We start from the raw sequence: 23391 nt of genomic DNA on the forward strand, positions 1-23391 counted from the left end.
AAGACACCCGTTGAAACCCTATGCGTGATCCAGCCCCTTCTGACACACAAAAGAAGCGCGTCATCGTCGGCATGTCCGGCGGCGTGGATTCTTCCGTTTCCGCCGTTCTGCTCATGGAGCAGGGTTATGAGGTGGAAGGCCTGTTCATGAAGAACTGGGAAGAAGACGATGGAACGGAATATTGCACCGCCATGGACGACCTGGCCGACGCCCAGGCCGTGTGCGACAAGATCGGCATCAAGCTGCACACCGCCAACTTCGCCGCCGAGTACTGGGACAACGTGTTCGAGCACTTCCTGGCCGAATACAAGGCCGGTCGTACGCCGAACCCGGACATCCTGTGTAACCGCGAAATCAAGTTCAAGGCGTTTCTCGACTACGCCATGATCCTCGGCGCCGACCTGATTGCCACTGGCCACTATGTGCGCCGTCGCGACGTCGACAACCGCACCGAACTGCTCAAAGGCCTGGACCCGAACAAGGACCAGAGTTACTTCCTGCACGCCGTCGGCGGCGAACAGATCGCCAAGACCCTGTTCCCGGTCGGCGAGCTGGAAAAACCCGAAGTGCGCAAGATCGCCGAAAAACACGGCCTGGCCACTGCCAAAAAGAAGGATTCCACCGGGATCTGCTTTATCGGCGAGCGCCGCTTCAGCGACTTCCTCAAGCAGTACCTGCCGGCACAACCGGGCGAAATCAAAACCACCGACGGTGAGGTAATCGGCCGCCACCATGGCCTGATGTACCACACCATCGGCCAGCGTCAGGGTTTGGGCATCGGCGGACTGAAAGACGCCGGCGAAGAGCCGTGGTACGTACTGGTCAAGGACCTGGAAAACAATGTGCTGGTGGTGGGCCAGGGCAATGAGCACCCACTGCTGTTCTCGGGCGCGCTGCTGGCGTCGGAAATCTATTGGGTCAACCCGATCGACCTGAGCGCGCCACGCCGCCTGACCGCCAAAGTGCGCTATCGCCAGAGCGACCAGCCCTGCACCCTGGAAAAAACCGCCGGCGGCTACCGCGCCACCTTCGATGACCCGCAACGCGCGGTCACGCCGGGCCAATCGGTGGTGTTCTATGACGGCGAAATTTGCCTGGGCGGCGGCGTGATTGAAGTCGCCGAAGCCTGGAGCGGCGCGGCATGAGCCCGACCCAGGAGCAATTGACGGCACTCGGCGGGGTTTTCCTCGCCGCCGTGCTGGTCGACAAGATCGCCAAGACCGGCCAGGTGACCGAAGCAGGCCTGACCTGCATGCTCGGCAGCCTGCTGATCCGCGACCCCAAGGACACCCTGGAAGTGTATGGCGGCGATGACCTGGCGCTGCGTGAAGGTTACCGTGCGCTGATCGGCGCCCTGGAGCGCGACCCAAGCACCTTGCAACGCGAGCCGCTGCGCTATGCGCTGTCGATGCTCGGCCTTGAGCGGCAACTGGCCAAGCGCGACGACCTGCTCGAAACCATCGGCAAACGCCTGCCGCAGATTCAATCCCAGGTGGAACACTTCGGCCCGGCCCACGAAAACGTGATTGCCGCCTGTGGCGCGCTGTACCAGGACACGTTGAGCACCTTGCGCCAGCGCATCCAGGTGCACGGCGACATGCGCAACCTGCAGCAACCGAACAACGCCTCGAAAATCCGCGCCCTGCTCCTGGCCGGTATTCGTTCGGCGCGGTTGTGGCGTCAGTTGGGCGGTCATCGCTGGCAGTTGGTGATCAGCCGACGCAAATTGCTCAAAGAGCTTTACCCGTTGATGCGCAACGAATAAGTCGCAGCAACCCGCTTTTTTTATAGCCTCACGCGTAATACGCCGGTCAGTTGGCGACGGACCGGCGGATTTTTTCATGTATGATACGCGCCCCATTTCGTTGCCCGACTGTCCGAGAACACCCCATGCAGCTCTCTTCGCTCACTGCGGTTTCCCCTGTTGACGGCCGCTACGCCGGCAAAACCCAGGCCCTGCGCCCTATTTTCAGCGAATACGGCCTGATCCGTGCTCGCGTTCTGGTTGAAGTGCGCTGGCTCCAGCGCCTGGCCGCTCACCCTGCCATCAGCGAAGTGCCGGCGTTTTCCGCCGAAGCCAACGCTGTATTGAACACCCTGGCGGAAAACTTCTCCCTGGAGCACGCCGAGCGTGTGAAAGAGATCGAGCGCACCACCAACCACGACGTCAAAGCCATCGAATACCTGCTCAAAGAGCAAGCGGCCAAGCTGCCGGAACTGGCCCAGGTCAGCGAGTTCATCCACTTTGCCTGCACCAGCGAGGACATCAACAACCTGTCCCACGCCCTGATGCTGCGCGAAGGCCGCGATGACGTGATGCTGCCACTGATGCGCCAGACCGCCAACGCTATCCGCGAGCTGGCCATCCGCTTCGCTGACGTGCCGATGCTGTCGCGCACCCACGGCCAACCGGCTTCGCCGACTACCTTGGGTAAAGAACTGGCCAACGTGGTGTATCGCCTGGAGCGCCAGATCGCTCAAGTCGCGGCCGTGCCGCTGCTGGGCAAAATCAACGGCGCCGTGGGCAACTACAACGCCCACCTGTCGGCTTACCCGGAAATCGACTGGGAAGAAAACGCCCGCGCCTTCATCGAAGACGAGCTGGGCCTGGGCTTCAACCCCTACACCACGCAGATCGAACCCCACGACTACATCGCCGAGCTGTTCGACGCGATTGCGCGCTTCAACACCATCCTGATCGACTTCGATCGCGATATCTGGGGTTACATCTCCCTGGGCTACTTCAAGCAGCGCACCATCGCCGGCGAGATCGGTTCGTCGACCATGCCGCACAAGGTCAACCCGATCGACTTCGAAAACTCCGAAGGCAACCTCGGTATCGCCAACGCCCTGTTCCAGCATCTGGCCAGCAAGTTGCCGATCTCGCGCTGGCAGCGCGACCTGACCGACTCCACCGTACTGCGCAACCTCGGCGTGGGCTTTGCCCACAGCGTGATCGCCTACGAAGCCAGCCTCAAAGGCATCAGCAAGCTTGAGCTCAACGCGCAGAAGATCGCCGCTGACCTGGATGCGTGCTGGGAAGTATTGGCCGAGCCGATCCAGACCGTAATGCGCCGCTACAACATCGAAAACCCGTACGAGAAGCTGAAAGAGTTGACGCGCGGCAAGGGCATCAGCCCTGAGGCGCTGCAAACTTTCATCGATGGCCTGGACATGCCAGCCGCTGCCAAGGCCGAGCTGAAACTGCTCACCCCGGCCAACTACATCGGCAACGCGGTAGAGCAAGCCAAGCGCATCTGATCAGCGCGCGACCCTTTGAGACGCCCGGCCGCGCCGGGCGTTTTTATTCCTGTCTTAAAAGTGCTTTTTTTCAATAGGTTACACATGAATCCTGATATTCCTCTTCAACTTCTGGGCGGCATCACGGCGCGGGAATTCCTGCGCGACTACTGGCAGAAAAAACCGCTGCTGATCCGTCAGGCCATCCCTGATTTCGAAAGCCCGATCGACGCCGACGAACTGGCAGGCTTAGCCCTGGAAGAAGAAGTTGAATCGCGCCTGGTGATCGAACACGGCGAGCGCCCATGGGAACTGCGCCGCGGTCCGTTCGCCGAAGATGCGTTCAGCACGTTGCCTGAGCGCGAGTGGACCCTGCTGGTGCAGGCCGTCGACCAATTCGTACCCGAAGTTGCCGAGCTGCTGGGACACTTCCGCTTTCTGCCCAGCTGGCGCATCGACGATGTGATGATCAGCTTCGCCGCTCCCGGTGGCAGTGTTGGTCCGCACTTCGACAACTACGACGTGTTCCTGCTGCAGGCCCAAGGCAAGCGCAACTGGAAAATCGGCCAGATGTGCAATTCCGAAAGCCCCCTGCTGCAACACGCCGACCTGCGCATCCTGGCGGAATTCGAACAGAGCGAAGAATGGGTACTGGAACCGGGCGACATGCTTTACCTGCCGCCGCGCCTGGCGCACTTCGGCATCGCCGAAGATGACTGCATGACCTATTCGGTGGGCTTCCGTGCACCGAGCGCTGCCGAAGTGCTGACCCACTTCACTGACTTCCTCAGCCAGTACCTGACCGATGAAGAGCGCTACACCGACGCCGACGCCCAACCGGTCAGCGACCCGCACCAGATTCAGACGGACGCACTCGACCGCCTCAAAGGCCTGCTGGCCGAGCACATGAGCGATGAGCGCATGCTGCTGACCTGGTTCGGCCAGTTCATGACCGAGCCGCGCTACCCGGAACTGGTCGCCGGTGAAGAGCTGGGTGAAGAAGACTTTATCAGCAGCCTGGAAAACGGCGCGATCCTGGTCCGCAACCCGAGCGCGCGCATGGCGTGGTCTGAAGTGGACGATGACGTACTGCTGTTTGCCAGCGGCCAAAGCCGTTACCTGCCAGGCAAATTGCGCGAACTGTTGAAACTGGTCTGCTCGGCCGACGCCCTGCACAGCGAAAACCTCGGCACCTGGCTGGCCGACGAAGACGGCCGTGACCTGCTGTGCGAACTGGTCAAGCAAGGAAGCCTGGGATTTGCCGATGAATAAGATTCACGTAAGTGTCGCGGACTGGCAAAAGGATATCGCTGAGATTCGGCGCATTCGTGAGGCGGTGTTTATCGCTGAACAATCGGTTCCACCGGAGCTGGAGTGGGATGCGGATGACGCCGACGCGATGCATTTTCTTGCATTCGAAGGCGATTTTCCGATTGGCACCGCTCGCCTGCTGCCCAGCGGCGAGATTGGTCGCGTGTCGGTACTCAAGGACTGGCGCGGCCTGAAGGTCGGCGACAAGCTGATGGAAGCCGTGATCGGCGAGGCCGAGAGACGTGGCCAGACCAGGCAGTTCCTGAGTGCGCAGGTGTATGCGGCGCCCTTTTATGAGCGACTGGGTTTCACGATCGTCAGTGACGAATTCCTGGAAGTCGGGATTCCGCACGTTGATATGGTGCGCGAGGGCTGATCCAAAACCCAGTCGCTCCCTTCGCGAGCAAGCCCGCTCCCACACTTGACCGAGTAGATCCTTTGGAATGCGGTCGAATGTGGGAGCGGGCTTGCTCGCAAAGGCTATCTCAGCAACACCCCAAAATGCCCTGCCTGCCAGGGCATTTTGCCGTCTACGATTCAACTTGCGACCTGCCGGGCCGACAAACTGGCACTATCACGCCTAATTGACTCGCAGAGATAACGGACATGTCCCTACGCACCCTGCTCACCGCCCTCCTCCTCAGCGCCAGCGCCTGCGCCATCGCCGACACCGAAGTCGTCAACCTGAGCAACCGCACCAGCGCCGACCTGCTGCCCGTGGCGCAGAACTTTATCGGCAAGGACGGTAGCGTCAGCGCCTACGGCAACCAGCTTATTGTTAAAGCCGACCCCGGCAAGATCCAGGACCTGCGTGCCTTGCTTGCACAGCTGGACACACCCGCCAAGCGCCTGCTGATCACCGTCGACAGCAACGAAAACAACCAACAAAACAACGGCGACAGCCAAACCCGCATCATCAGTTACGGCACCGCCAGCCGCGACGGTGGCATCCAGCAGATTCAGGCCAGTGAAGGCGTGCCCGCGCTGATCCAGGTCGGCCAGAGCGTGCCACTGACCACCACGCAGCCAGACGCCTACGGCCGCCCGCAAAACCAGACCCAGTATCGCAACGTCACCCAGGGCTTTTACGTCACTGCCAGCGTCACTGGCGAGACCGTACACCTGGCCATCAGTACCAACCGTGACCGAATGAGCCAGGAACGTCCCGATGTAGTGAATGTGCAAAGTACCGACACAACGGTCAGTGGCCGCCTGGGTGAATGGATTCCACTGGCAGGCATCAGTCGCGAGACTCAGGCCGATAAATCCTCTACAACCCGCAGCTACTCTACTCAGGGCCGCGACGACCTGACTTTGCGGGTCAAGGTCGATACGCTGAACTAAAGCACCAAAAACTGACTGGCGAGTCGCATTAGACTAAAGATGTAGTGCCTGAAAAAAAGCACTACAAAACATTTGACGAGCCAAAAAAGCCTGTGCATGATGGCCTCGCTCCCGCTAATCAGGGGCCCTGGCAAGGGCCTTCGGATCGCCGCTCTAAGCTACCCACCTGAGCCGATTCGTGTCTGTACCGCCCACAAGGTGTGTTTGACGTTGGTTGCGACTGGAACGAAGTTGTCCCGAGGGACGGAAGCTAACCAGGTAACCCGGCTACACACTGATGGATCGTACCAAGGCCCACGATGCCCGAAGACTGTTCGCAGTTTGCCCTTACCTGCTCAATTCCTCCTCTCGCAACGCGTTCATCCCGTCGCCTTCCCCGTCGAACCTGACTTGGCCGCCCAAGCTTCTGGTCAGCGAGCAGCCACAACCACGCACTTGATACGTGGCTGGCAAATGGAATTTTCCACCTAGACCTATGCGACGAGGTTTTCCCCCATGGCACTGACACGCGAACAGCAAATTGCAGCCCTTGAAAAAGACTGGGCTGAAAACCCACGCTGGAAAGGCGTAACCCGCGCTTATTCCGCTGCTGACGTCGTCCGCCTGCGTGGCTCGGTTCAACCTGAGCACACCTTTGCAAAACTCGGCGCCGAGAAGCTGTGGAAGCTGGTCACCCAGGGTGCCAAGCCGTCCTTCCGCCCCGAAAAAGATTTCGTCAACTGCATGGGCGCCCTCACTGGCGGCCAGGCAGTTCAACAGGTAAAAGCCGGTATCCAGGCGATCTACCTGTCCGGCTGGCAAGTGGCTGCGGACAACAACTCCGCAGAATCCATGTACCCCGACCAATCGCTGTACCCGGTGGACTCCGTGCCGACCGTGGTCAAGCGCATCAACAACTCGTTCCGCCGCGCCGACCAGATCCAGTGGAAAGCCGGTAAAGGCCCGGGCGACGAAGGCTACATCGACTACTTCGCGCCAATCGTGGCTGACGCTGAAGCCGGTTTCGGCGGCGTACTCAACGCCTACGAACTGATGAAGAGCATGATCGAGGCAGGCGCTGCCGGCGTGCACTTCGAAGACCAACTGGCGTCGGTGAAGAAATGCGGCCACATGGGCGGCAAGGTACTGGTTCCAACCCAGGAAGCCGTACAAAAGCTGACCGCTGCACGCTTGGCCGCTGACGTTGCCGGCACGCCGACCATCATCCTGGCGCGTACCGACGCCAACGCGGCCGACTTGCTGACCTCCGACTGCGACCCGTACGACCAGCCATTCGTGACCGGCGAACGCACCCAGGAAGGCTTCTATAAAGTACGTGCCGGTCTCGACCAGGCGATCGCCCGTGGCCTGGCCTACGCGCCGTACGCTGACCTGATCTGGTGCGAAACCGCCAAGCCGGACCTGGACGAAGCGCGTCGCTTTGCCGAGGCGATCAAGAAGGAATACCCGGACCAACTGCTGTCCTACAACTGCTCGCCTTCTTTCAACTGGAAGAAGAACCTGGACGACGCGACCATCGCCAAGTTCCAGCGCGAGCTGTCGGCCATGGGCTACAAGCACCAGTTCATCACCCTGGCCGGCATTCACAACATGTGGCACAGCATGTTCAACCTGGCGCACGACTACGCCCGCAACGACATGACTGCCTACGTGAAACTGCAGGAGCAAGAGTTCGCTGATGCCGCCAAGGGTTACACCTTTGTGGCGCACCAGCAGGAAGTGGGCACCGGCTACTTCGACGACATGACCACCGTGATCCAGGGCGGCACCTCGTCCGTGACCGCGCTGACCGGCTCGACCGAAGAAGAGCAGTTCCACTAAGCAGCGAGTACACGGCCAGTGCGGCCCCACGGAAGACCTAACCGCACTGCCGCTTGATCTGACGCCCCGACTGGTTCGGGGCGTTTTTTTGCCTGTTTGAAAACCCCACCTACCACCTTAACGGTGTCGAGCCTTGGTTTTTTGCGCAAAACATTGACCCAGAGCGGTATTTGCCTGAATCAAATCGGTTAAAAGATCCCCTCCAGCAACTAGCCGCAATCAAGCAAGTAACAATAACTTCCCGCGCCACACGAGAAACATTCGCTTAAACCCCGCGCAAACAATATTCATTATCATTTAGCCAATGAAAACTTCTTTACCGCTTAAACAAAACACATTTGATTAAATGCCCGCTAATCCCCGGCCCACAAGGGCTACAGCCCCAAGAAGGTGCACTATGTGCTTATTCCATCGAATAATTTCGCTACAGGAATTTTACTTGCCCGGTGTTTAGCCATAAAATCACCGCGATTGATTGCGCTGCGACATATCGTCACTGCATCGTTACTTTTTCGAGCTCAGAGACCTTTGCTCTCTGTTAAGGATTTCCAGCATGACCGAAGCGACAGGACTCATGGCCCACAACTGGGGCTTTGCCATTTTCCTCCTCGGTGTTGTGGGCCTTTGTGCCTTCATGCTCGGCGTCTCCAGCCTCCTTGGGTCAAAAGCCTGGGGCCGCAGCAAAAATGAACCGTTCGAGTCCGGCATGCTGCCTACAGGTGGCGCCCGCTTGCGGCTCTCAGCCAAATTCTATCTGGTCGCGATGCTGTTCGTGATCTTCGATATCGAAGCCCTCTTTCTCTTTGCCTGGTCTGTGTCCGTCCGCGAAAGCGGCTGGACCGGATTCGTCGAAGCCCTCGTTTTCATAGCAATTCTGTTGGCAGGCCTTGTCTACCTATTCCGAGTGGGCGCCCTTGACTGGGCTCCGGAAGCTCGTCGTAAGCGGCAAGCGAAGCTGAAACAATGAGGCTTTGGCGATGCAATACAATCTCACCAGGATCGACCCGGATGCTCCTAACGATCAGTACCCTATCGGCGAACGGGAAACCGTTTCCGATCCGTTAGAAGATCAAGTCCACAAAAACATCTACATGGGCAAACTCGAAGACGTGCTGAGTGGCGCGGTCAACTGGGGGCGTAAAAACTCCCTGTGGCCGTACAACTTCGGCCTTTCGTGCTGCTACGTGGAAATGACCACCGCCTTCACGGCGCCCCACGACATCGCGCGCTTTGGCGCCGAAGTTATCCGGGCATCACCGCGCCAGGCGGATTTCATGGTTATCGCCGGCACCTGCTTTATCAAGATGGCGCCGATCATTCAGCGCCTCTACGAGCAAATGCTCGAGCCGAAGTGGGTTATCTCCATGGGTTCGTGCGCCAACTCCGGTGGCATGTACGACATCTACTCCGTCGTTCAAGGGGTGGACAAGTTCCTGCCCGTGGACGTCTACGTGCCTGGCTGCCCGCCTCGCCCTGAAGCTTTTCTGCAAGGCTTGATGCTGTTGCAGGAGTCGATTGGCAAGGAGCGTCGTCCGCTTTCCTGGGTGGTCGGTGATCAAGGCGTTTATCGCGCCGAGATGCCGTCACAAAAGGAACAGCGCCGCGAACAGCGAATCGCAGTCACCAACCTGCGCAGCCCCGACGAAGTCTGATCCAGCCCGCTTCTTTTTATAGAACGAAAACCTGGCTTCATTCTTTACGTTGACCGAAAGCGATAAAAAACCATGACTACAGGCAGTGCTCTGTATATCCCGCCTTATAAGGCAGACGACCAGGATGTGGTTGTCGAACTCAATAACCGTTTTGGCCCTGACGCCTTTACCGCCCAGGCCACACGCACCGGTATGCCGGTGCTGTGGGTGGCGCGCGCCAAGCTCGTCGAAGTCCTGAGCTTCCTGCGCAACCTGCCCAAGCCGTACGTCATGCTCTATGACCTGCATGGCGTGGACGAGCGTCTGCGCACCAAGCGTCAAGGCCTGCCGAGCGGCGCCGATTTCACCGTGTTCTACCACTTGATGTCGCTGGAACGTAACAGCGACGTGATGATCAAGGTCGCGCTGTCCGAAAGCGACTTGAGCATCCCGACCGTCACCGGTATCTGGCCGAACGCCAGCTGGTACGAGCGTGAAGTCTGGGACATGTTCGGCATCGACTTCCCGGGCCACCCGCACCTGACGCGCATCATGATGCCGCCGACCTGGGAAGGTCACCCGCTGCGCAAGGACTTCCCGGCGCGCGCCACCGAATTCGACCCGTTCAGCCTCAACCTCGCCAAGCAGCAGCTTGAAGAAGAGGCTGCACGCTTCCGTCCGGAAGACTGGGGCATGAAACGCTCCGGCACCAACGAGGACTACATGTTCCTCAACCTGGGCCCGAACCACCCTTCGGCTCACGGTGCCTTCCGGATCATCCTGCAACTGGACGGCGAAGAAATCGTCGACTGCGTGCCGGACATCGGCTACCACCACCGTGGTGCCGAGAAGATGGCCGAGCGCCAGTCGTGGCACAGCTTCATCCCGTACACCGACCGTATCGACTACCTCGGCGGCGTGATGAACAACCTGCCGTACGTGCTGTCGGTCGAGAAGCTGGCCGGTATCAAGGTACCGGACCGCGTCGACACCATCCGCATCATGATGGCCGAGTTCTTCCGGATCACCAGCCACCTGCTGTTCCTGGGTACTTATATCCAGGACGTTGGCGCCATGACCCCGGTGTTCTTCACCTTCACCGACCGTCAACGCGCCTACAAGGTAATCGAAGCCATTACCGGTTTCCGTCTGCACCCGGCGTGGTACCGCATCGGCGGTGTGGCCCACGACCTGCCGAACGGCTGGGAGCGCCTGGTCAAGGAATTCATCGACTGGATGCCCAAGCGTCTGGACGAGTACCAAAAGGCTGCGCTGGACAACAGCATCCTCAAGGGCCGTACCATCGGCGTCGCGCAGTACAACACCAAAGAAGCCCTGGAATGGGGCGTCACCGGTGCCGGCCTGCGTTCCACCGGTTGCGACTTCGACCTGCGTAAAGCACGCCCCTACTCGGGCTACGAGAACTTCGAGTTCGAAGTGCCGCTGGCGGCCAATGGCGATGCCTACGACCGTTGCATCGTGCGCGTTGAAGAAATGCGCCAGAGCCTGAAGATCATCGAGCAGTGCATGCGCAACATGCCGGCAGGTCCCTATAAGGCGGATCACCCGCTGACCACGCCGCCGCCCAAAGAGCGCACGCTGCAGCACATCGAAACCCTGATCACGCACTTCCTGCAGGTTTCGTGGGGCCCGGTGATGCCGGCCAACGAATCCTTCCAGATGATCGAAGCGACCAAGGGTATCAACAGTTATTACCTGACGAGCGATGGCGGCACCATGAGCTACCGCACCCGGATTCGTACCCCAAGCTTTGCCCACTTGCAGCAGATCCCTTCGGTGATCAAAGGCGAGATGGTCGCGGACTTGATTGCGTACCTGGGTAGTATCGATTTCGTTATGGCCGACGTGGACCGCTAAGCATGAACAGCACGCTTATCCAAACAGATCGTTTCACTTTGAGTGAAACCGAGCGCTCGGCCATCGAGCACGAGCTGCATCACTACGAAGACCCGCGCGCGGCGTCGATCGAAGCCTTGAAGATCGTCCAGAAGGAACGTGGCTGGGTGCCGGACGGCGCCCTCTACGCCATCGGCGAGATCCTCGGCATTCCCGCCAGCGACGTTGAAGGGGTGGCCACGTTCTACAGCCAGATCTTCCGTCAGCCGGTCGGCCGCCACATCATTCGCGTGTGCGACAGCATGGTCTGCTACATCGGTGGCCACGAATCGGTGGTCAGCGAGATCCAGAACAAGCTGGGCATCGGCCTCGGCCAAACCACTGCGGACGGCCGCTTCACGCTGCTGCCGGTGTGCTGCCTGGGCAACTGCGACAAGGCGCCGGCGTTGATGATCGACGACGACACATTCGGTGACGTGCAGCCTGCTGGCGTGACCCAATTGCTTGAGGGCTACCCATGACCCTTACATCTTTCGGCCCGGCCAACCTGATCAAGCGTTCGCCTGAAACCCACCCGCTGACCTGGCGCCTGCGTGACGATGCCGAGCCGGTATGGCTCGACGAGTACCAGGCCAAGAACGGTTACGCGGCGGCGCGCAAAGCCTTCGCCGACATGGCTCAGGACGATATCGTCCAGACCGTCAAAGACGCCGGCCTCAAAGGCCGCGGCGGTGCAGGCTTCCCCACGGGTGTGAAGTGGGGCCTGATGCCCAAAGACGAATCCATCAACATCCGTTACCTGCTGTGCAACGCGGACGAGATGGAGCCGAACACCTGGAAAGACCGCATGCTGATGGAGCAACTGCCCCATCTGCTGATCGAAGGCATGCTGATCAGCGCCCGCGCGCTGAAAACCTACCGGGGCTACATCTTCCTGCGTGGCGAATACACCACCGCCGCCAAGCACCTCAACCGTGCGGTGGAAGAAGCCAAGGCCGCCGGCCTGTTGGGCAAGAACATCCTCGGTTCGGGTTTTGACTTCGAACTGTTCGTGCACACCGGCGCCGGGCGTTACATCTGCGGTGAAGAAACCGCACTGATCAACTCCCTCGAAGGCCGCCGCGCCAACCCGCGCTCCAAGCCGCCCTTCCCTGCCGCCGTCGGCGTGTGGGGCAAGCCGACTTGCGTGAACAACGTTGAAACCCTGTGCAACGTGCCGGCGATCATCGCCGACGGCGTCGACTGGTACAAATCATTGGCCCGCGCAGGCAGCGAAGACATGGGCACCAAGCTCATGGGCTTCTCCGGCAAGGTCAAGAACCCTGGCCTGTGGGAGCTGCCGTTCGGCGTCACCGCTCGCGAGCTGTTCGAGGACTACGCCGGCGGCATGCGCGACGGCTACACCTTGAAAGCCTGGCAGCCAGGTGGCGCCGGTACCGGCTTCCTGCTCCCCGAGCACCTCGACGCACAAATGTATGCCGGCGGCATCGGCAAGGTCGGCACCCGGATGGGCACCGGCCTGGCGATGGCGGTGGACAACACCGTGAACATGGTTTCGTTGCTGCGCAACATGGAGCAGTTCTTTGCCCGTGAATCCTGCGGTTTCTGCACCCCGTGCCGTGACGGCTTGCCCTGGAGCGTCAAACTCTTGATGGCGATCGAGAACGGTGAAGGCCAGCCAGGCGACATCGAGACCCTGCTGGGTCTGGTCGGCTTCCTCGGCCCAGGCAAGACCTTCTGTGCTCACGCACCGGGCGCCGTGGAGCCATTGGGCAGCGCTATCAAATACTTCCGCTCGGAGTTCGAAGCCGGCATCGCGCCTGTCAGCGCCGCCGTCCCGCCTCTGGCAAGGCCGATCGTAGTCGGCGCGTAACGCTTTAAAGGGCGAAGGGTCCGTGCCCTTCGCTTTCTCATGGGCTGACGCCGTAAAGGCTGTGTTGATGCCCATGAATAACAAGATTCCATTAGCCACGCCCGCTGACAACGGGCCAACGAAGAACTTTGAACCATGGCCACTATCCACGTAGACGGCAAAGCGCTCGAAGTCGATGGGGCAGACAACCTGTTACAGGCATGTCTCTCACTAGGCCTCGACATCCCGTATTTCTGCTGGCACCCCGCGCTTGGTAGCGTCGGTGCCTGTCGCCAGTGTGCGGTCAAGCAATACACCGACGAGAACGACACCCGTGGTCGTATCGTCATGTCCTGCATGACCCCAGCCACCGACAACACCTGGATCTCCATTGAAGATGAAGAATCCAAGGCGTTCCGCGCCAGTGTCGTCGAATGGCTGATGACCAACCACCCGCACGACTGCCCGGTCTGTGAGGAAGGCGGTCACTGCCACCTGCAAGACATGACGGTGATGACCGGCCACAACGAGCGCCGTTATCGCTTCACCAAACGCACGCACCAGAACCAGGACCTCGGCCCGTTCATTTCCCACGAGATGAACCGCTGCATCGCCTGCTACCGTTGCGTGCGTTTCTATAAAGACTACGCCGGCGGCACCGACCTGGGCGTATTCGGCGCCCATGACAACGTGTACTTCGGTCGCGTTGAAGACGGCGTGCTCGAAAGCGAGTTCTCCGGCAACCTCACCGAGGTCTGCCCGACCGGTGTGTTCACCGACAAGACTCACTCCGAGCGCTACAACCGTAAGTGGGACATGCAGTTCTCGCCGAGCATCTGCCACGGCTGCTCCAGCGGTTGCAACATCTCCCCGGGCGAGCGCTACGGCGAACTGCGTCGTATCGAAAACCGCTTCAACGGTTCGGTCAACCAGTACTTCCTGTGCGACCGTGGCCGTTTCGGCTACGGCTACGTCAACCGCGAAGACCGCCCACGCCAGCCGCTGTTGGCCGGTGGCGCCAAGCTGAGCCTGGACGACGCGCTGGATAAAGCCGCCGACCTGCTGCGCGGCCGCAACATCGTCGGTATCGGTTCGCCGCGTGCCAGCCTCGAAAGCAACTACGCGTTGCGCGAGCTGGTCGGTGCCGAGCACTTCTACTCCGGTATCGAAGCCGGTGAGCTGGAGCGCATCCGTCTGGTCCTGCAAGTGCTGAACGACAGCCCGCTGCCAGTCCCGAACATGCGCGACATCGAAGACCACGATGCGATCTTCGTCCTCGGCGAAGACCTGACCCAGACCGCCGCGCGTATTGCGCTGTCGCTGCGTCAGTCGGTCAAAGGCAAGGCCGAAGACATGGCCGACGCCATGCGCGTTCAGCCTTGGCTCGACGCCGCCGTAAAAAACATCGGCCAGCACGCGCTGAACCCGCTGTTTATCGCGAGCCTGGCTGAAACCAAGCTCGACGACATCGCCGAAGAATGCGTTCACGCCGCACCGGATGACCTGGCTCGCATCGGTTTCGCCGTGGCCCACGCCCTCGACGCCAGCGCGCCTGCCGTCGACGGCCTGGACACTGAAGCCGTTGAACTGGCCCAGCGCATCGCCGACGCCCTGCTCGCGGCCAAGCGCCCATTGATCATTGCCGGTACCTCGTTGGGTTCCAAGGCACTGATTGAGGCTGCTGCGAACATCGCGAAGGCCTTGAAGCTGCGCGACAAGAACGGTTCCATCAGCCTGGTCGTGCCGGAAGCCAACAGCCTCGGCCTGGCGATGCTCGGTGGCGAGTCCCTGGACGCCGCCCTGCAAGCGGTGATCGACGGCAATGCTGACGCCATCGTGGTACTGGAAAACGACCTGTACACCCGCACCGATTCGGCCAAGGTCGACGCTGCGCTGGACGCCGCCAAAGTGCTGATCGTGGCCGACCACCAGAAGACCGCTACCAGCGAGCGTGCCGACCTGGTACTGCCAGCCGCCACCTTCGCCGAAGGCGACGGTACGCTGGTCAGCCAGGAAGGCCGCGCCCAACGCTTCTTCCAGGTGTTCGATCCGAAGTACATGGACGCCAGCATCCTGGTTCACGAAGGCTGGCGCTGGCTGCATGCCCTGCGCGCGACCCTGTTGAATCAACCGATCGACTGGACCCAACTCGACCACGTGACCGCTGCTGCCGCCGCAAGCGCCCCGCAGCTGGCCCGTATCGTCGACGCTGCGCCGTCCGCCTCGTTCCGCATCAAGGGCATGAAACTGGCCCGTGAACCGCTGCGTTACTCCGGCCGTACGGCCATGCGCGCCGACATCAGTGTGCACGAACCGCGTACCCCGCAAGACCCGGACACCGCGTTCGCCTTCTCCATGGAAGGTTACTCGGGCTCGGTCGAGCCACGTCAGCAGGTGCCATTTGCCTGGTCGCCGGGCTGGAACTCGCCGCAAGCCTGGAACAAGTTCCAGGACGAAGTCGGTGGTCACATCCGCGCTGGCGACCCGGGCACCCGCCTGATCGAAAGCACCGGGGATTCGCTGAACTGGTTCGCTGCGGTACCGCGTCCGTTCAACCCGGCCCAGGGCACCTGGCAGGTTGTGCCGTTCTTCCACCTGTTCGGCAGCGAAGAGACCTCTTCCAAAGCCGCGCCGGTGCAAAGTCGCATTCCTGAAGCCTACGTGTCGGTGGCCAAGTCCGAAGCCGACCGCCTGGGCGTCAACGACGGGGCCCTGCTCAGCCTGAACGTGGCTGGCAAGACCCTGCGTCTGCCGCTGCGCATCAACGATGAGTTGGGTGCGGGCCTGGTTGCACTGCCTAAAGGCCTGGCGGGTATTCCGCCTGCGATTTTCGGCAAAACCGTTGACGGTCTGCAGGAGGCAGCGCAATGACTTGGTTCACGCCGGAAGTAATTGACGTGATCATCTCGGTGGTCAAGGCCATCGTGATCCTGTTGGCCGTGGTCGTTGCGGGCGCCCTGCTCAGCTTCGTCGAACGTCGCCTGCTGGGCTGGTGGCAGGACCGTTACGGTCCGAACCGCGTTGGCCCATTCGGCATGTTCCAGATCGCCGCCGACATGCTGAAAATGTTCTTCAAGGAAGACTGGACCCCGCCGTTTGCCGACAAGGTGATCTTCACCCTGGCACCGGTCGTGGCCATGAGCGCCTTGCTGATCGCCTTCGCGATCATCCCGATCACTCCGACCTGGGGCGTGGCGGACCTGAACATCGGCTTGCTGTTCTTCTTCGCCATGGCCGGTTTGTCGGTTTACGCGGTGCTGTTCGCCGGTTGGTCGAGCAACAACAAGTTCGCCCTGTTGGGCAGCTTGCGGGCCTCGGCCCAGACCGTGTCCTACGAAGTGTTCATGGGCCTGGCGCTGATGGGCATCGTGGTGCAGGTCGGCTCGTTCAACATGCGCGACATCGTCGAGTACCAGGCGCAGAACCTGTGGTTCATCATTCCGCAGTTCTTCGGCTTCTGCACCTTCTTCATTGCTGGCGTCGCCGTGACTCACCGTCACCCGTTCGACCAGCCGGAAGCGGAACAGGAACTGGCCGACGGTTACCACATTGAATACGCCGGCATGAAATGGGGCATGTTCTTCGTTGGTGAGTACATCGGCATCATCTTGATCTCGGCCCTGCTGGTCACGCTGTTCTTCGGCGGCTGGCACGGTCCGTTCGGCATCCTGCCGCAGTTGGCGTTCTTCTGGTTCTTCCTGAAGACCGCGTTCTTCATCATGTTGTTTATCCTGCTGCGCGCTTCCATTCCGCGTCCACGATACGACCAGGTGATGGATTTCAGCTGGCGCTTCTGCCTGCCGCTGACCCTGATCAATTTGCTGGTGACGGCTGCCGTTGTGTTGTTGAACACGCCAGCCGGCGCGGTTCAGTGAGGATTTGACCCATGTTCAAATATATTGGCGACATCGTTAAGGGTACCGGTACCCAGTTGCGAAGCCTGGTGATGGTGTTCGGTCACGGCTTTCGCAAACGCGACACCCTGCAATACCCGGAAGAAGCGGTGTACCTGCCGCCGCGTTATCGCGGCCGCATCGTACTGACCCGCGACCCCGATGGCGAAGAGCGTTGTGTAGCCTGCAACCTGTGCGCCGTGGCGTGCCCGGTGGGTTGCATCTCCCTGCAGAAAGCTGAAACCGAAGACGGTCGCTGGTACCCGGACTTCTTCCGCATCAACTTCTCGCGCTGCATTTTCTGCGGCCTCTGCGAGGAAGCTTGCCCGACCACCGCGATCCAGCTGACACCGGATTTCGAGATGGCCGAGTTCAAACGTCAGGACCTGGTGTACGAGAAAGAAGATCTGCTGATCTCTGGTCCCGGTAAAAACCCTGATTACAACTTCTATCGTGTTGCAGGTATGGCCGTTGCCGGTAAGCCCAAGGGCGCCGCACAAAACGAAGCCGAGCCGATCAACGTGAAGAGCTTGCTGCCTTAAGGAAGAAAGATGGAATTCGCTTTCTATTTCGCGTCCGGTATTGCAGTGGTGTCCACGCTTCGCGTGATCACCAACACCAATCCTGTGCACGCCCTGCTCTACCTGATCATTTCGTTGATCGCCGTGGCCATGACGTTTTTCAGCCTCGGCGCACCGTTCGCCGGTGTGCTGGAAGTGATCGCCTACGCCGGCGCCATCATGGTGCTGTTCGTGTTTGTGGTGATGATGCTCAACCTGGGGCCGGCCTCGGTCGCCCAGGAACGCGTCTGGCTCAAGCCCGGCATCTGGCTCGGCCCGGTCATCCTGGCAGCCTTGCTGCTGGGTGAACTGCTGTACGTGCTGTTCGCTCACCAGAGCGGCCAGGCCATCGGCCACACCACCGTAGACGCGAAAGCCGTGGGCGTAAGCCTGTTCGGCCCGTATCTGCTGGTGGTCGAACTGGCTTCGATGCTGCTGCTCGCGGCAGCCATCACCGCCTTCCACTTGGGCCGCAACGAAGCCAAGGAGCAATGACGATGCCTGCTATCCCTTTGGAGCATGGTCTGGCGGTCGCCGGCATCCTGTTCTGCCTTGGCCTGGTCGGCCTGATGGTTCGCCGTAACATTCTGTTCGTGTTGATGAGCCTGGAAATCATGATGAACGCCGCCGCACTGGCGTTCGTTGTTGCAGGTAGCCGATGGGCGCAGCCGGATGGGCAAGTCATGTTCATTCTGGTGATCAGCCTGGCAGCCGCCGAGGCCAGTATCGGCCTGGCGATCCTGCTGCAACTGTATCGTCGCTTCCACACGCTTGATATCGACGCTGCCAGTGAGATGCGCGGATGAACATGATCTTTCTGACTTTCGTATTTCCCCTGATCGGTTTCCTGCTGCTGTCGTTCTCCCGTGGACGCTGGTCGGAAAACCTGTCTTCCCTGATCGGTGTGGGTTCCATTGGCCTGTCGGCCATCGTGGCCGCCTACGTCATCTGGCAATTCAACGTGGCGCCGCCGGAAGGCGGCCACTACACCCTGGTGCTGTGGCAGTGGATGTCGGTGGACGGCTTCAAGCCCAACTTCGCCCTCTACGTCGACGGCCTGTCGATCACCATGCTCGGCGTGGTGGTGGGTGTAGGCTTCCTGATCCACCTGTTTGCGTCCTGGTACATGCGCGGTGAAGCGGGCTACTCGCGCTTCTTCTCGTACACCAACCTGTTTATCGCCAGCATGCTGTTCCTGGTCCTCGGCGATAACCTGTTGTTCCTGTACTTCGGCTGGGAAGGCGTGGGCCTGTGCTCGTACCTGTTGATCGGTTTCTACTACAGCAACCGCAACAACGGTAACGCGGCTCTCAAAGCCTTTATCGTCACCCGTATCGGCGACGTGTTCATGGCCATCGGCCTGTTTATCCTGTTCCAACAGGTGGGCACGCTGAACATCCAGGAACTGCTGGTGCTGGCACCGCAGAAATTCCAGGTCGGCGACTTCTGGATCACCCTCGCAACCCTGATGCTGCTGGGCGGCGCCGTGGGTAAATCGGCGCAACTGCCGTTGCAAACCTGGCTGGCGGACGCGATGGCCGGTCCTACGCCGGTGTCGGCGCTGATCCACGCTGCAACCATGGTAACCGCCGGTGTCTACCTGATCGCGCGTACCCACGGCCTGTTCACCCTGGCGCCGGAAATCCTGCATCTTGTAGGGCTGGTCGGTGGTGTGACCCTGGTTCTGGCGGGCTTCGCCGCGCTGGTACAGACCGACATCAAGCGTATCCTCGCCTACTCGACCATGAGCCAGATCGGCTACATGTTCCTGGCCCTGGGCGTTGGCGCCTGGGACGCGGCGATCTTCCACCTGATGACCCACGCCTTCTTCAAGGCCCTGCTGTTCCTTGCCTCCGGTGCGGTGATCGTTGCCTGCCACCACGAGCAGAACATCTTCAAGATGGGCGGCCTGTGGAAGAAACTGCCATTGGCCTATGCCAGCTTCATCGTCGGTGGTGCCGCCCTGGCAGCCCTGCCGTTGGTGACCGCAGGTTTCTACTCGAAAGACGAAATCCTCTGGGAAGCCTTCGCCAGCGGTAACCAGAACCTGCTGTATGCAGGCCTGGTGGGTGCGTTCATGACCTCGCTGTACACCTTCCGTCTGATCTTCATCACCTTCCACGGTGAAGCCAAGACCGAAGCACACGCAGGCCACGGCATCTCCCACTGGTTGCCACTGTCGGTGCTGATCATCCTGTCGACCTTCATCGGCGCCATGATCACCCCGCCTCTGGCCGGTGTACTGCCGGAAAGCGCCGGCCATGCCGGTGGCGCTGCCAAGCACAGCCTGGAAATCGCCTCGGGCGCCATCGCCATCGCCGGTATCCTGCTGGCTGCCCTGCTGTTCCTCGGCAAGCGTCGCTTCGTGACAGCGGTGGCCAACAGTGGCATTGGCCGCTTCCTCTCGGCCTGGTGGTTCGCTGCGTGGGGCTTCGACTGGATCTACGACAAACTGTTCGTCAAGCCATACCTTGCGATCAGCCACCTTCTGCGCAAAGACCCGCTCGACCAGACCATCGGTTTGATCCCGCGCGCCGCCAAGGCCGGTCACACCGCCCTGAGCCGCAGCGAGACAGGCCAATTGCGTTGGTATGCAGCTTCCATGGCCGTCGGTGCCGTGCTGGTGATCGGCGCCATCGTGGTGGTGGCGGTATGACCATGTCTATGAACCTTGCGAACATTGCCTACTTTGCGAACTTGCAAAAGGAAACGAGCCCGTCATGATTCTGCCCTGGCTAATCCTGATCCCCTTTATCGGCGGCCTGCTCTGCTGGATGGGTGAACGCTTCGGCGCCACCCTCCCCCGCTGGATTGCGTTGCTGACCATGTCCCTGGAACTCGCGCTCGGCCTCTGGTTGTGGGCGCACGGTGACTATTCATTCGCTCCGGCACCGGGTGTCGATCCAACCTTCGCGCTTGAATTCAAGCACGTGTGGATCCAGCGCTTCGGCATCAACGTGCACCTGGCCCTCGACGGCCTGTCGCTGTTGATGATTTTGCTGACCGGCTTGCTGGGTATCCTCTCGGTACTTTGCTCCTGGAAAGAAATTCAGCGTCACGTGGGCTTCTTCCACCTGAACCTGATGTGGATTTTGGGCGGCGTTGTCGGCGTGTTCCTGGCGCTGGACCTGTTCATGTTCTTCTTCTTCTGGGAAATGATGCTGGTGCCGATGTACTTCCTCATCGCGCTCTGGGGTCACAGTTCTTCGGACGGCAAGAAAACCCGGATCTACGCGGCGACCAAGTTCTTCATCTTCACCCAGGCTTCCGGCCTGATCATGTTGGTGGCGATCCTGGGTCTGGTACTGGTCAACTTCAACAACACCGGTGTGATTACCTTCAACTACGCCGACCTGTTGAAGACCAAGATGTCCCTGACCACCGAGTACATCCTGATGCTGGGCTTCTTTATCGCCTTCGCGGTGAAGCTGCCGGTGGTGCCTTTCCACTCCTGGCTGCCTGATGCTCACGCCCAGGCGCCGACCGCAGGTTCCGTCGACCTCGCCGGTATCCTGTTGAAGACCGCTGCTTATGGTCTGCTGCGTTTCGCCCTGCCGCTGTTCCCGAATGCCTCGGCCGAGTTCGCGCCGATCGCCATGACCCTGGGTCTGATCGGGATCTTCTACGGTGCGTTCCTGGCTTTTGCGCAAACCGACATCAAGCGCCTGATTGCCTTCTCGTCCGTTTCCCACATGGGTTTCGTACTGATCGGCATCTACTCCGGCAGCCAACTGGCGCTGCAAGGCGCGGTGATCCAGATGCTGGCCCACGGTGTTTCGGCCGCCGCACTGTTTATTCTCAGTGGTCAGCTGTACGAGCGCCTGCACACCCGTGACATGCGTGAAATGGGTGGCGTGTGGTCGCGCATCGCGTACCTGCCGGCCATCAGCCTGTTCTTCGCCGCCGCATCCCTGGGCTTGCCGGGCACCGGTAACTTCATCGGCGAGTTCCTGATCCTGATGGGTTCGTTCGTACACACGCCGTGGATCAGCGCCATTGCTACCTCGGGCCTGGTGTTTGGTTCGGTCTACTCGCTGATCATGATCCACCGCGCCTACTTCGGCCCGGCCAAGTCCGACACCGTCCTGCAAGGGATGGATGCTCGCGAACTGATCATGGTGCTCGGCCTTGCGGTGCTGCTGATCTACATCGGTGTGTACCCGCAACCGTTCCTGGACACTTCTGCCGCGACGATGCATGGCGTGCAGCAGTGGATCGGCACCGCCTTCTCTCAACTCGCTTCGGCCCGGTAAGAGCGCTATGGAATTCACGATCCAACACTTTATCGCGCTTGCGCCGCTGCTGATTACCAGCCTCACCGTTGTGGCGGTGATGCTGGCAATCGCCTGGCGCCGCAATCATTCGCAAACGTTCCTGCTGTCTTGTGCCGGGCTTAACCTGGCCTTGCTGTCGATCATCCCGGCACTCAAGGTCGCGCCATTGGCCGTGACGCCGCTGATGATGGTCGATGACTTCGCGCTGCTGTACATCGCGTTGATCCTGGTTGCCACCCTGGCCTGCGTCACCCTCGCCCACGCCTACCTCGGCGAAGGCGGCACCGGCTACCCAGGCAACAAGGAAGAGCTGTACCTGCTGATTCTGCTGGCTGCGGCCGGTGGCATCGTGCTGGTCAGCGCTCAGCACCTGGCCGGCTTGTTCATCGGCCTGGAACTGCTGTCGATCCCGACTTACGGCCTGGTGGCCTACGCCTTCTTCAACAAGCGCTCCCTGGAAGCCGGCATCAAGTACATGGTGCTGTCGGCTGCCGGTTCCGCGTTCCTGTTGTTCGGTATGGCGCTGCTCTACGCAGAGGCCGGCAACCTGAGCTTCACCGGTATCGGTCACGCCCTGGCGGCCACCAACATGCCCGCGCCGATTGCCCAACTGGGCCTGGCGATGATGTTGATCGGCCTGGCGTTCAAGCTGTCCCTGGTGCCGTTCCACCTGTGGACCCCGGACGTGTACGAAGGCGCCCCGGCGCCAGTGGCTGCGTTCCTGGCCACCGCGTCGAAGGTTGCTGTGTTTGCGGTGATGGTGCGTTTGTTCCAGATCTCGCCTGCGGCCAACACCGGCGTGCTGAGCACCGTGCTGACCGTGATCGCCATTGCGTCGATCCTGTTCGGTAACCTGCTGGCCCTGACCCAGAACAACCTCAAGCGTCTGCTGGGTTACTCGTCCATCGCGCACTTCGGCTACCTGCTGATCGCCCTGGTGGCGAGCAAAGGCCTGGCCGTGGAAGCCATGGGCGTGTACCTGGTTACCTACGTAATCACCAGCCTCGGCGCATTCGGCGTAATCACGCTGATGTCCTCGCCGTTCAAAGGCCGTGACGCCGACGCCCTGTACGAATACCGCGGCCTGTTCTGGCGCCGTCCGTACCTGACCGCCGTGCTTACCGTGATGATGTTGTCCCTGGCCGGTATCCCGCTGACCGCAGGCTTCATCGGCAAGTTCTACATCGTGGCTACCGGTGTTGAAGCCCACGAATGGTGGCTGGTAGCGTCGTTGGTACTGGGCAGCGCCATCGGCGTGTTCTACTACCTGCGCGTGATGGTCACCCTGTACCTGATCGAGCCAAACCTGCGCCGTGTAGACGCCGAGCTGCATTGGGAACAGAAGGCAGGCGGCGTGATGCTGCTGGCCATCGCCCTGCTCGCGTTCTTCCTGGGCGTATACCCACAACCGTTGCTCACCCTGGTGCAGCACGCGGTGCTGGGCGTTTGATCGCTTAGATTGAAGCAGTAAACAAAACGGCGCCTTCGGGCGCCGTTTTGCGTTTCTGAGGATCAATTCTTTCGCCTGCTCATACTGTAGAAATTTCCTTCATCTACTACCTATTCGTCTGGCATCTACTCGCTGAAGGCGGCCTTATGGTGGTTGCG

General features: G+C 60.5%; 20 protein-coding genes. All 20 read left to right on the forward strand.

The features are described from left to right. Positions 1-20 precede the first annotated feature (20 nt). The 20 genes from mnmA (at position 21) to nuoN (ending at position 23233) form a co-directional block, all read left to right on the forward strand. Positions 21-1145: a tRNA 2-thiouridine(34) synthase MnmA gene (mnmA, locus tag BFP92_RS21570; RefSeq protein ID WP_065931016.1), complete on the forward strand. Its 1125-nt coding sequence runs from the start codon at positions 21-23 to the stop codon at positions 1143-1145. Continuing rightward, positions 1142-1765: a high frequency lysogenization protein HflD gene (gene hflD, locus BFP92_RS21575; RefSeq protein WP_017137510.1), complete on the forward strand. Its 624-nt coding sequence runs from the start codon at positions 1142-1144 to the stop codon at positions 1763-1765. Before mnmA ends, hflD begins: the two co-directional genes overlap by 4 nt. A gap of 125 nt (positions 1766-1890) precedes the next feature. Next, positions 1891-3261 carry an adenylosuccinate lyase gene (gene purB, locus BFP92_RS21580; protein WP_017737156.1) on the forward strand — a complete coding sequence of 457 codons (1371 nt, stop codon included), beginning with the start codon at positions 1891-1893 and terminating at the stop codon, positions 3259-3261. Between the two features lie 84 nt (positions 3262-3345). Further along, positions 3346-4512: a ribosomal protein uL16 3-hydroxylase gene (locus BFP92_RS21585; protein WP_065931017.1), complete on the forward strand. Its 1167-nt coding sequence runs from the start codon at positions 3346-3348 to the stop codon at positions 4510-4512. After that, complete coding sequence (locus BFP92_RS21590) at positions 4505-4927, forward strand: GNAT family N-acetyltransferase (protein ID WP_065931018.1); 423 nt, start codon at positions 4505-4507, stop codon at positions 4925-4927. The genes BFP92_RS21585 and BFP92_RS21590 overlap by 8 nt, the downstream gene beginning before the upstream one ends. Before the next feature lie 230 nt (positions 4928-5157). After that, positions 5158-5895, forward strand: a complete 738-nt coding sequence (locus BFP92_RS21595) for a secretin N-terminal domain-containing protein (protein WP_065931019.1) — start codon at positions 5158-5160, stop codon at positions 5893-5895. A 495-nt stretch (positions 5896-6390) separates the two neighbouring features. Next, entirely contained in the window at positions 6391-7716 is a 1326-nt protein-coding gene (gene aceA, locus BFP92_RS21600; protein ID WP_003219577.1) for an isocitrate lyase, read from the forward strand. 553 nt (positions 7717-8269) lie between these two features. After that, positions 8270-8683 (forward strand): NADH-quinone oxidoreductase subunit A, encoded by a 414-nt coding sequence (locus BFP92_RS21605; protein WP_003219575.1) that lies wholly within the window; start codon positions 8270-8272, stop codon positions 8681-8683. 10 nt (positions 8684-8693) lie between these two features. Beyond that, a complete protein-coding gene (locus BFP92_RS21610; protein WP_012724951.1) occupies positions 8694-9368 on the forward strand; it encodes a NuoB/complex I 20 kDa subunit family protein in 675 nt (224 codons plus the stop codon). A 72-nt stretch (positions 9369-9440) separates the two neighbouring features. Further along, on the forward strand, positions 9441-11225 hold the full coding sequence (nuoC, locus tag BFP92_RS21615) for an NADH-quinone oxidoreductase subunit C/D (protein WP_017137515.1): 1785 nt from the start codon (positions 9441-9443) through the stop codon (positions 11223-11225). 2 nt (positions 11226-11227) lie between these two features. Continuing rightward, a complete protein-coding gene (nuoE, locus tag BFP92_RS21620; protein WP_056861694.1) occupies positions 11228-11725 on the forward strand; it encodes an NADH-quinone oxidoreductase subunit NuoE in 498 nt (165 codons plus the stop codon). Next, positions 11722-13077 (forward strand): NADH-quinone oxidoreductase subunit NuoF, encoded by a 1356-nt coding sequence (gene nuoF / locus BFP92_RS21625; protein WP_065931020.1) that lies wholly within the window; start codon positions 11722-11724, stop codon positions 13075-13077. Before nuoE ends, nuoF begins: the two co-directional genes overlap by 4 nt. Positions 13078-13212: 135 nt before the next feature. Further along, the gene (nuoG, locus tag BFP92_RS21630) at positions 13213-15927 is read left to right on the forward strand and encodes an NADH-quinone oxidoreductase subunit NuoG (RefSeq protein WP_065931021.1); all 2715 of its coding nucleotides are present in this window, start codon (positions 13213-13215) and stop codon (positions 15925-15927) included. Beyond that, complete coding sequence (gene nuoH / locus BFP92_RS21635; protein ID WP_017137518.1) at positions 15924-16931, forward strand: NADH-quinone oxidoreductase subunit NuoH; 1008 nt, start codon at positions 15924-15926, stop codon at positions 16929-16931. Before nuoG ends, nuoH begins: the two co-directional genes overlap by 4 nt. Positions 16932-16942: 11 nt before the next feature. After that, a complete protein-coding gene (nuoI, locus tag BFP92_RS21640; protein ID WP_003174725.1) occupies positions 16943-17491 on the forward strand; it encodes an NADH-quinone oxidoreductase subunit NuoI in 549 nt (182 codons plus the stop codon). 9 nt (positions 17492-17500) lie between these two features. Beyond that, positions 17501-18004, forward strand: a complete 504-nt coding sequence (gene nuoJ / locus BFP92_RS21645) for an NADH-quinone oxidoreductase subunit J (protein ID WP_017137519.1) — start codon at positions 17501-17503, stop codon at positions 18002-18004. A gap of 2 nt (positions 18005-18006) precedes the next feature. Further along, positions 18007-18315, forward strand: a complete 309-nt coding sequence (nuoK, locus tag BFP92_RS21650) for an NADH-quinone oxidoreductase subunit NuoK (RefSeq protein WP_017137520.1) — start codon at positions 18007-18009, stop codon at positions 18313-18315. After that, entirely contained in the window at positions 18312-20165 is a 1854-nt protein-coding gene (gene nuoL / locus BFP92_RS21655; protein ID WP_065931022.1) for an NADH-quinone oxidoreductase subunit L, read from the forward strand. The genes nuoK and nuoL overlap by 4 nt, the downstream gene beginning before the upstream one ends. Before the next feature lie 64 nt (positions 20166-20229). Then, positions 20230-21762, forward strand: coding sequence for an NADH-quinone oxidoreductase subunit M (gene nuoM, locus BFP92_RS21660; protein WP_017137522.1), 1533 nt, complete (start codon positions 20230-20232; stop codon positions 21760-21762). Positions 21763-21769: 7 nt separating this feature from the next. Then, positions 21770-23233 carry an NADH-quinone oxidoreductase subunit NuoN gene (gene nuoN / locus BFP92_RS21665; RefSeq protein ID WP_017137523.1) on the forward strand — a complete coding sequence of 488 codons (1464 nt, stop codon included), beginning with the start codon at positions 21770-21772 and terminating at the stop codon, positions 23231-23233. The last annotated feature ends 158 nt before the right edge of the window (positions 23234-23391 follow it).

This window comes from Pseudomonas sp. 58 R 3 (assembly GCF_900006605.1).
GTDB lineage: Bacteria > Pseudomonadota > Gammaproteobacteria > Pseudomonadales > Pseudomonadaceae > Aquipseudomonas > Aquipseudomonas salomonii.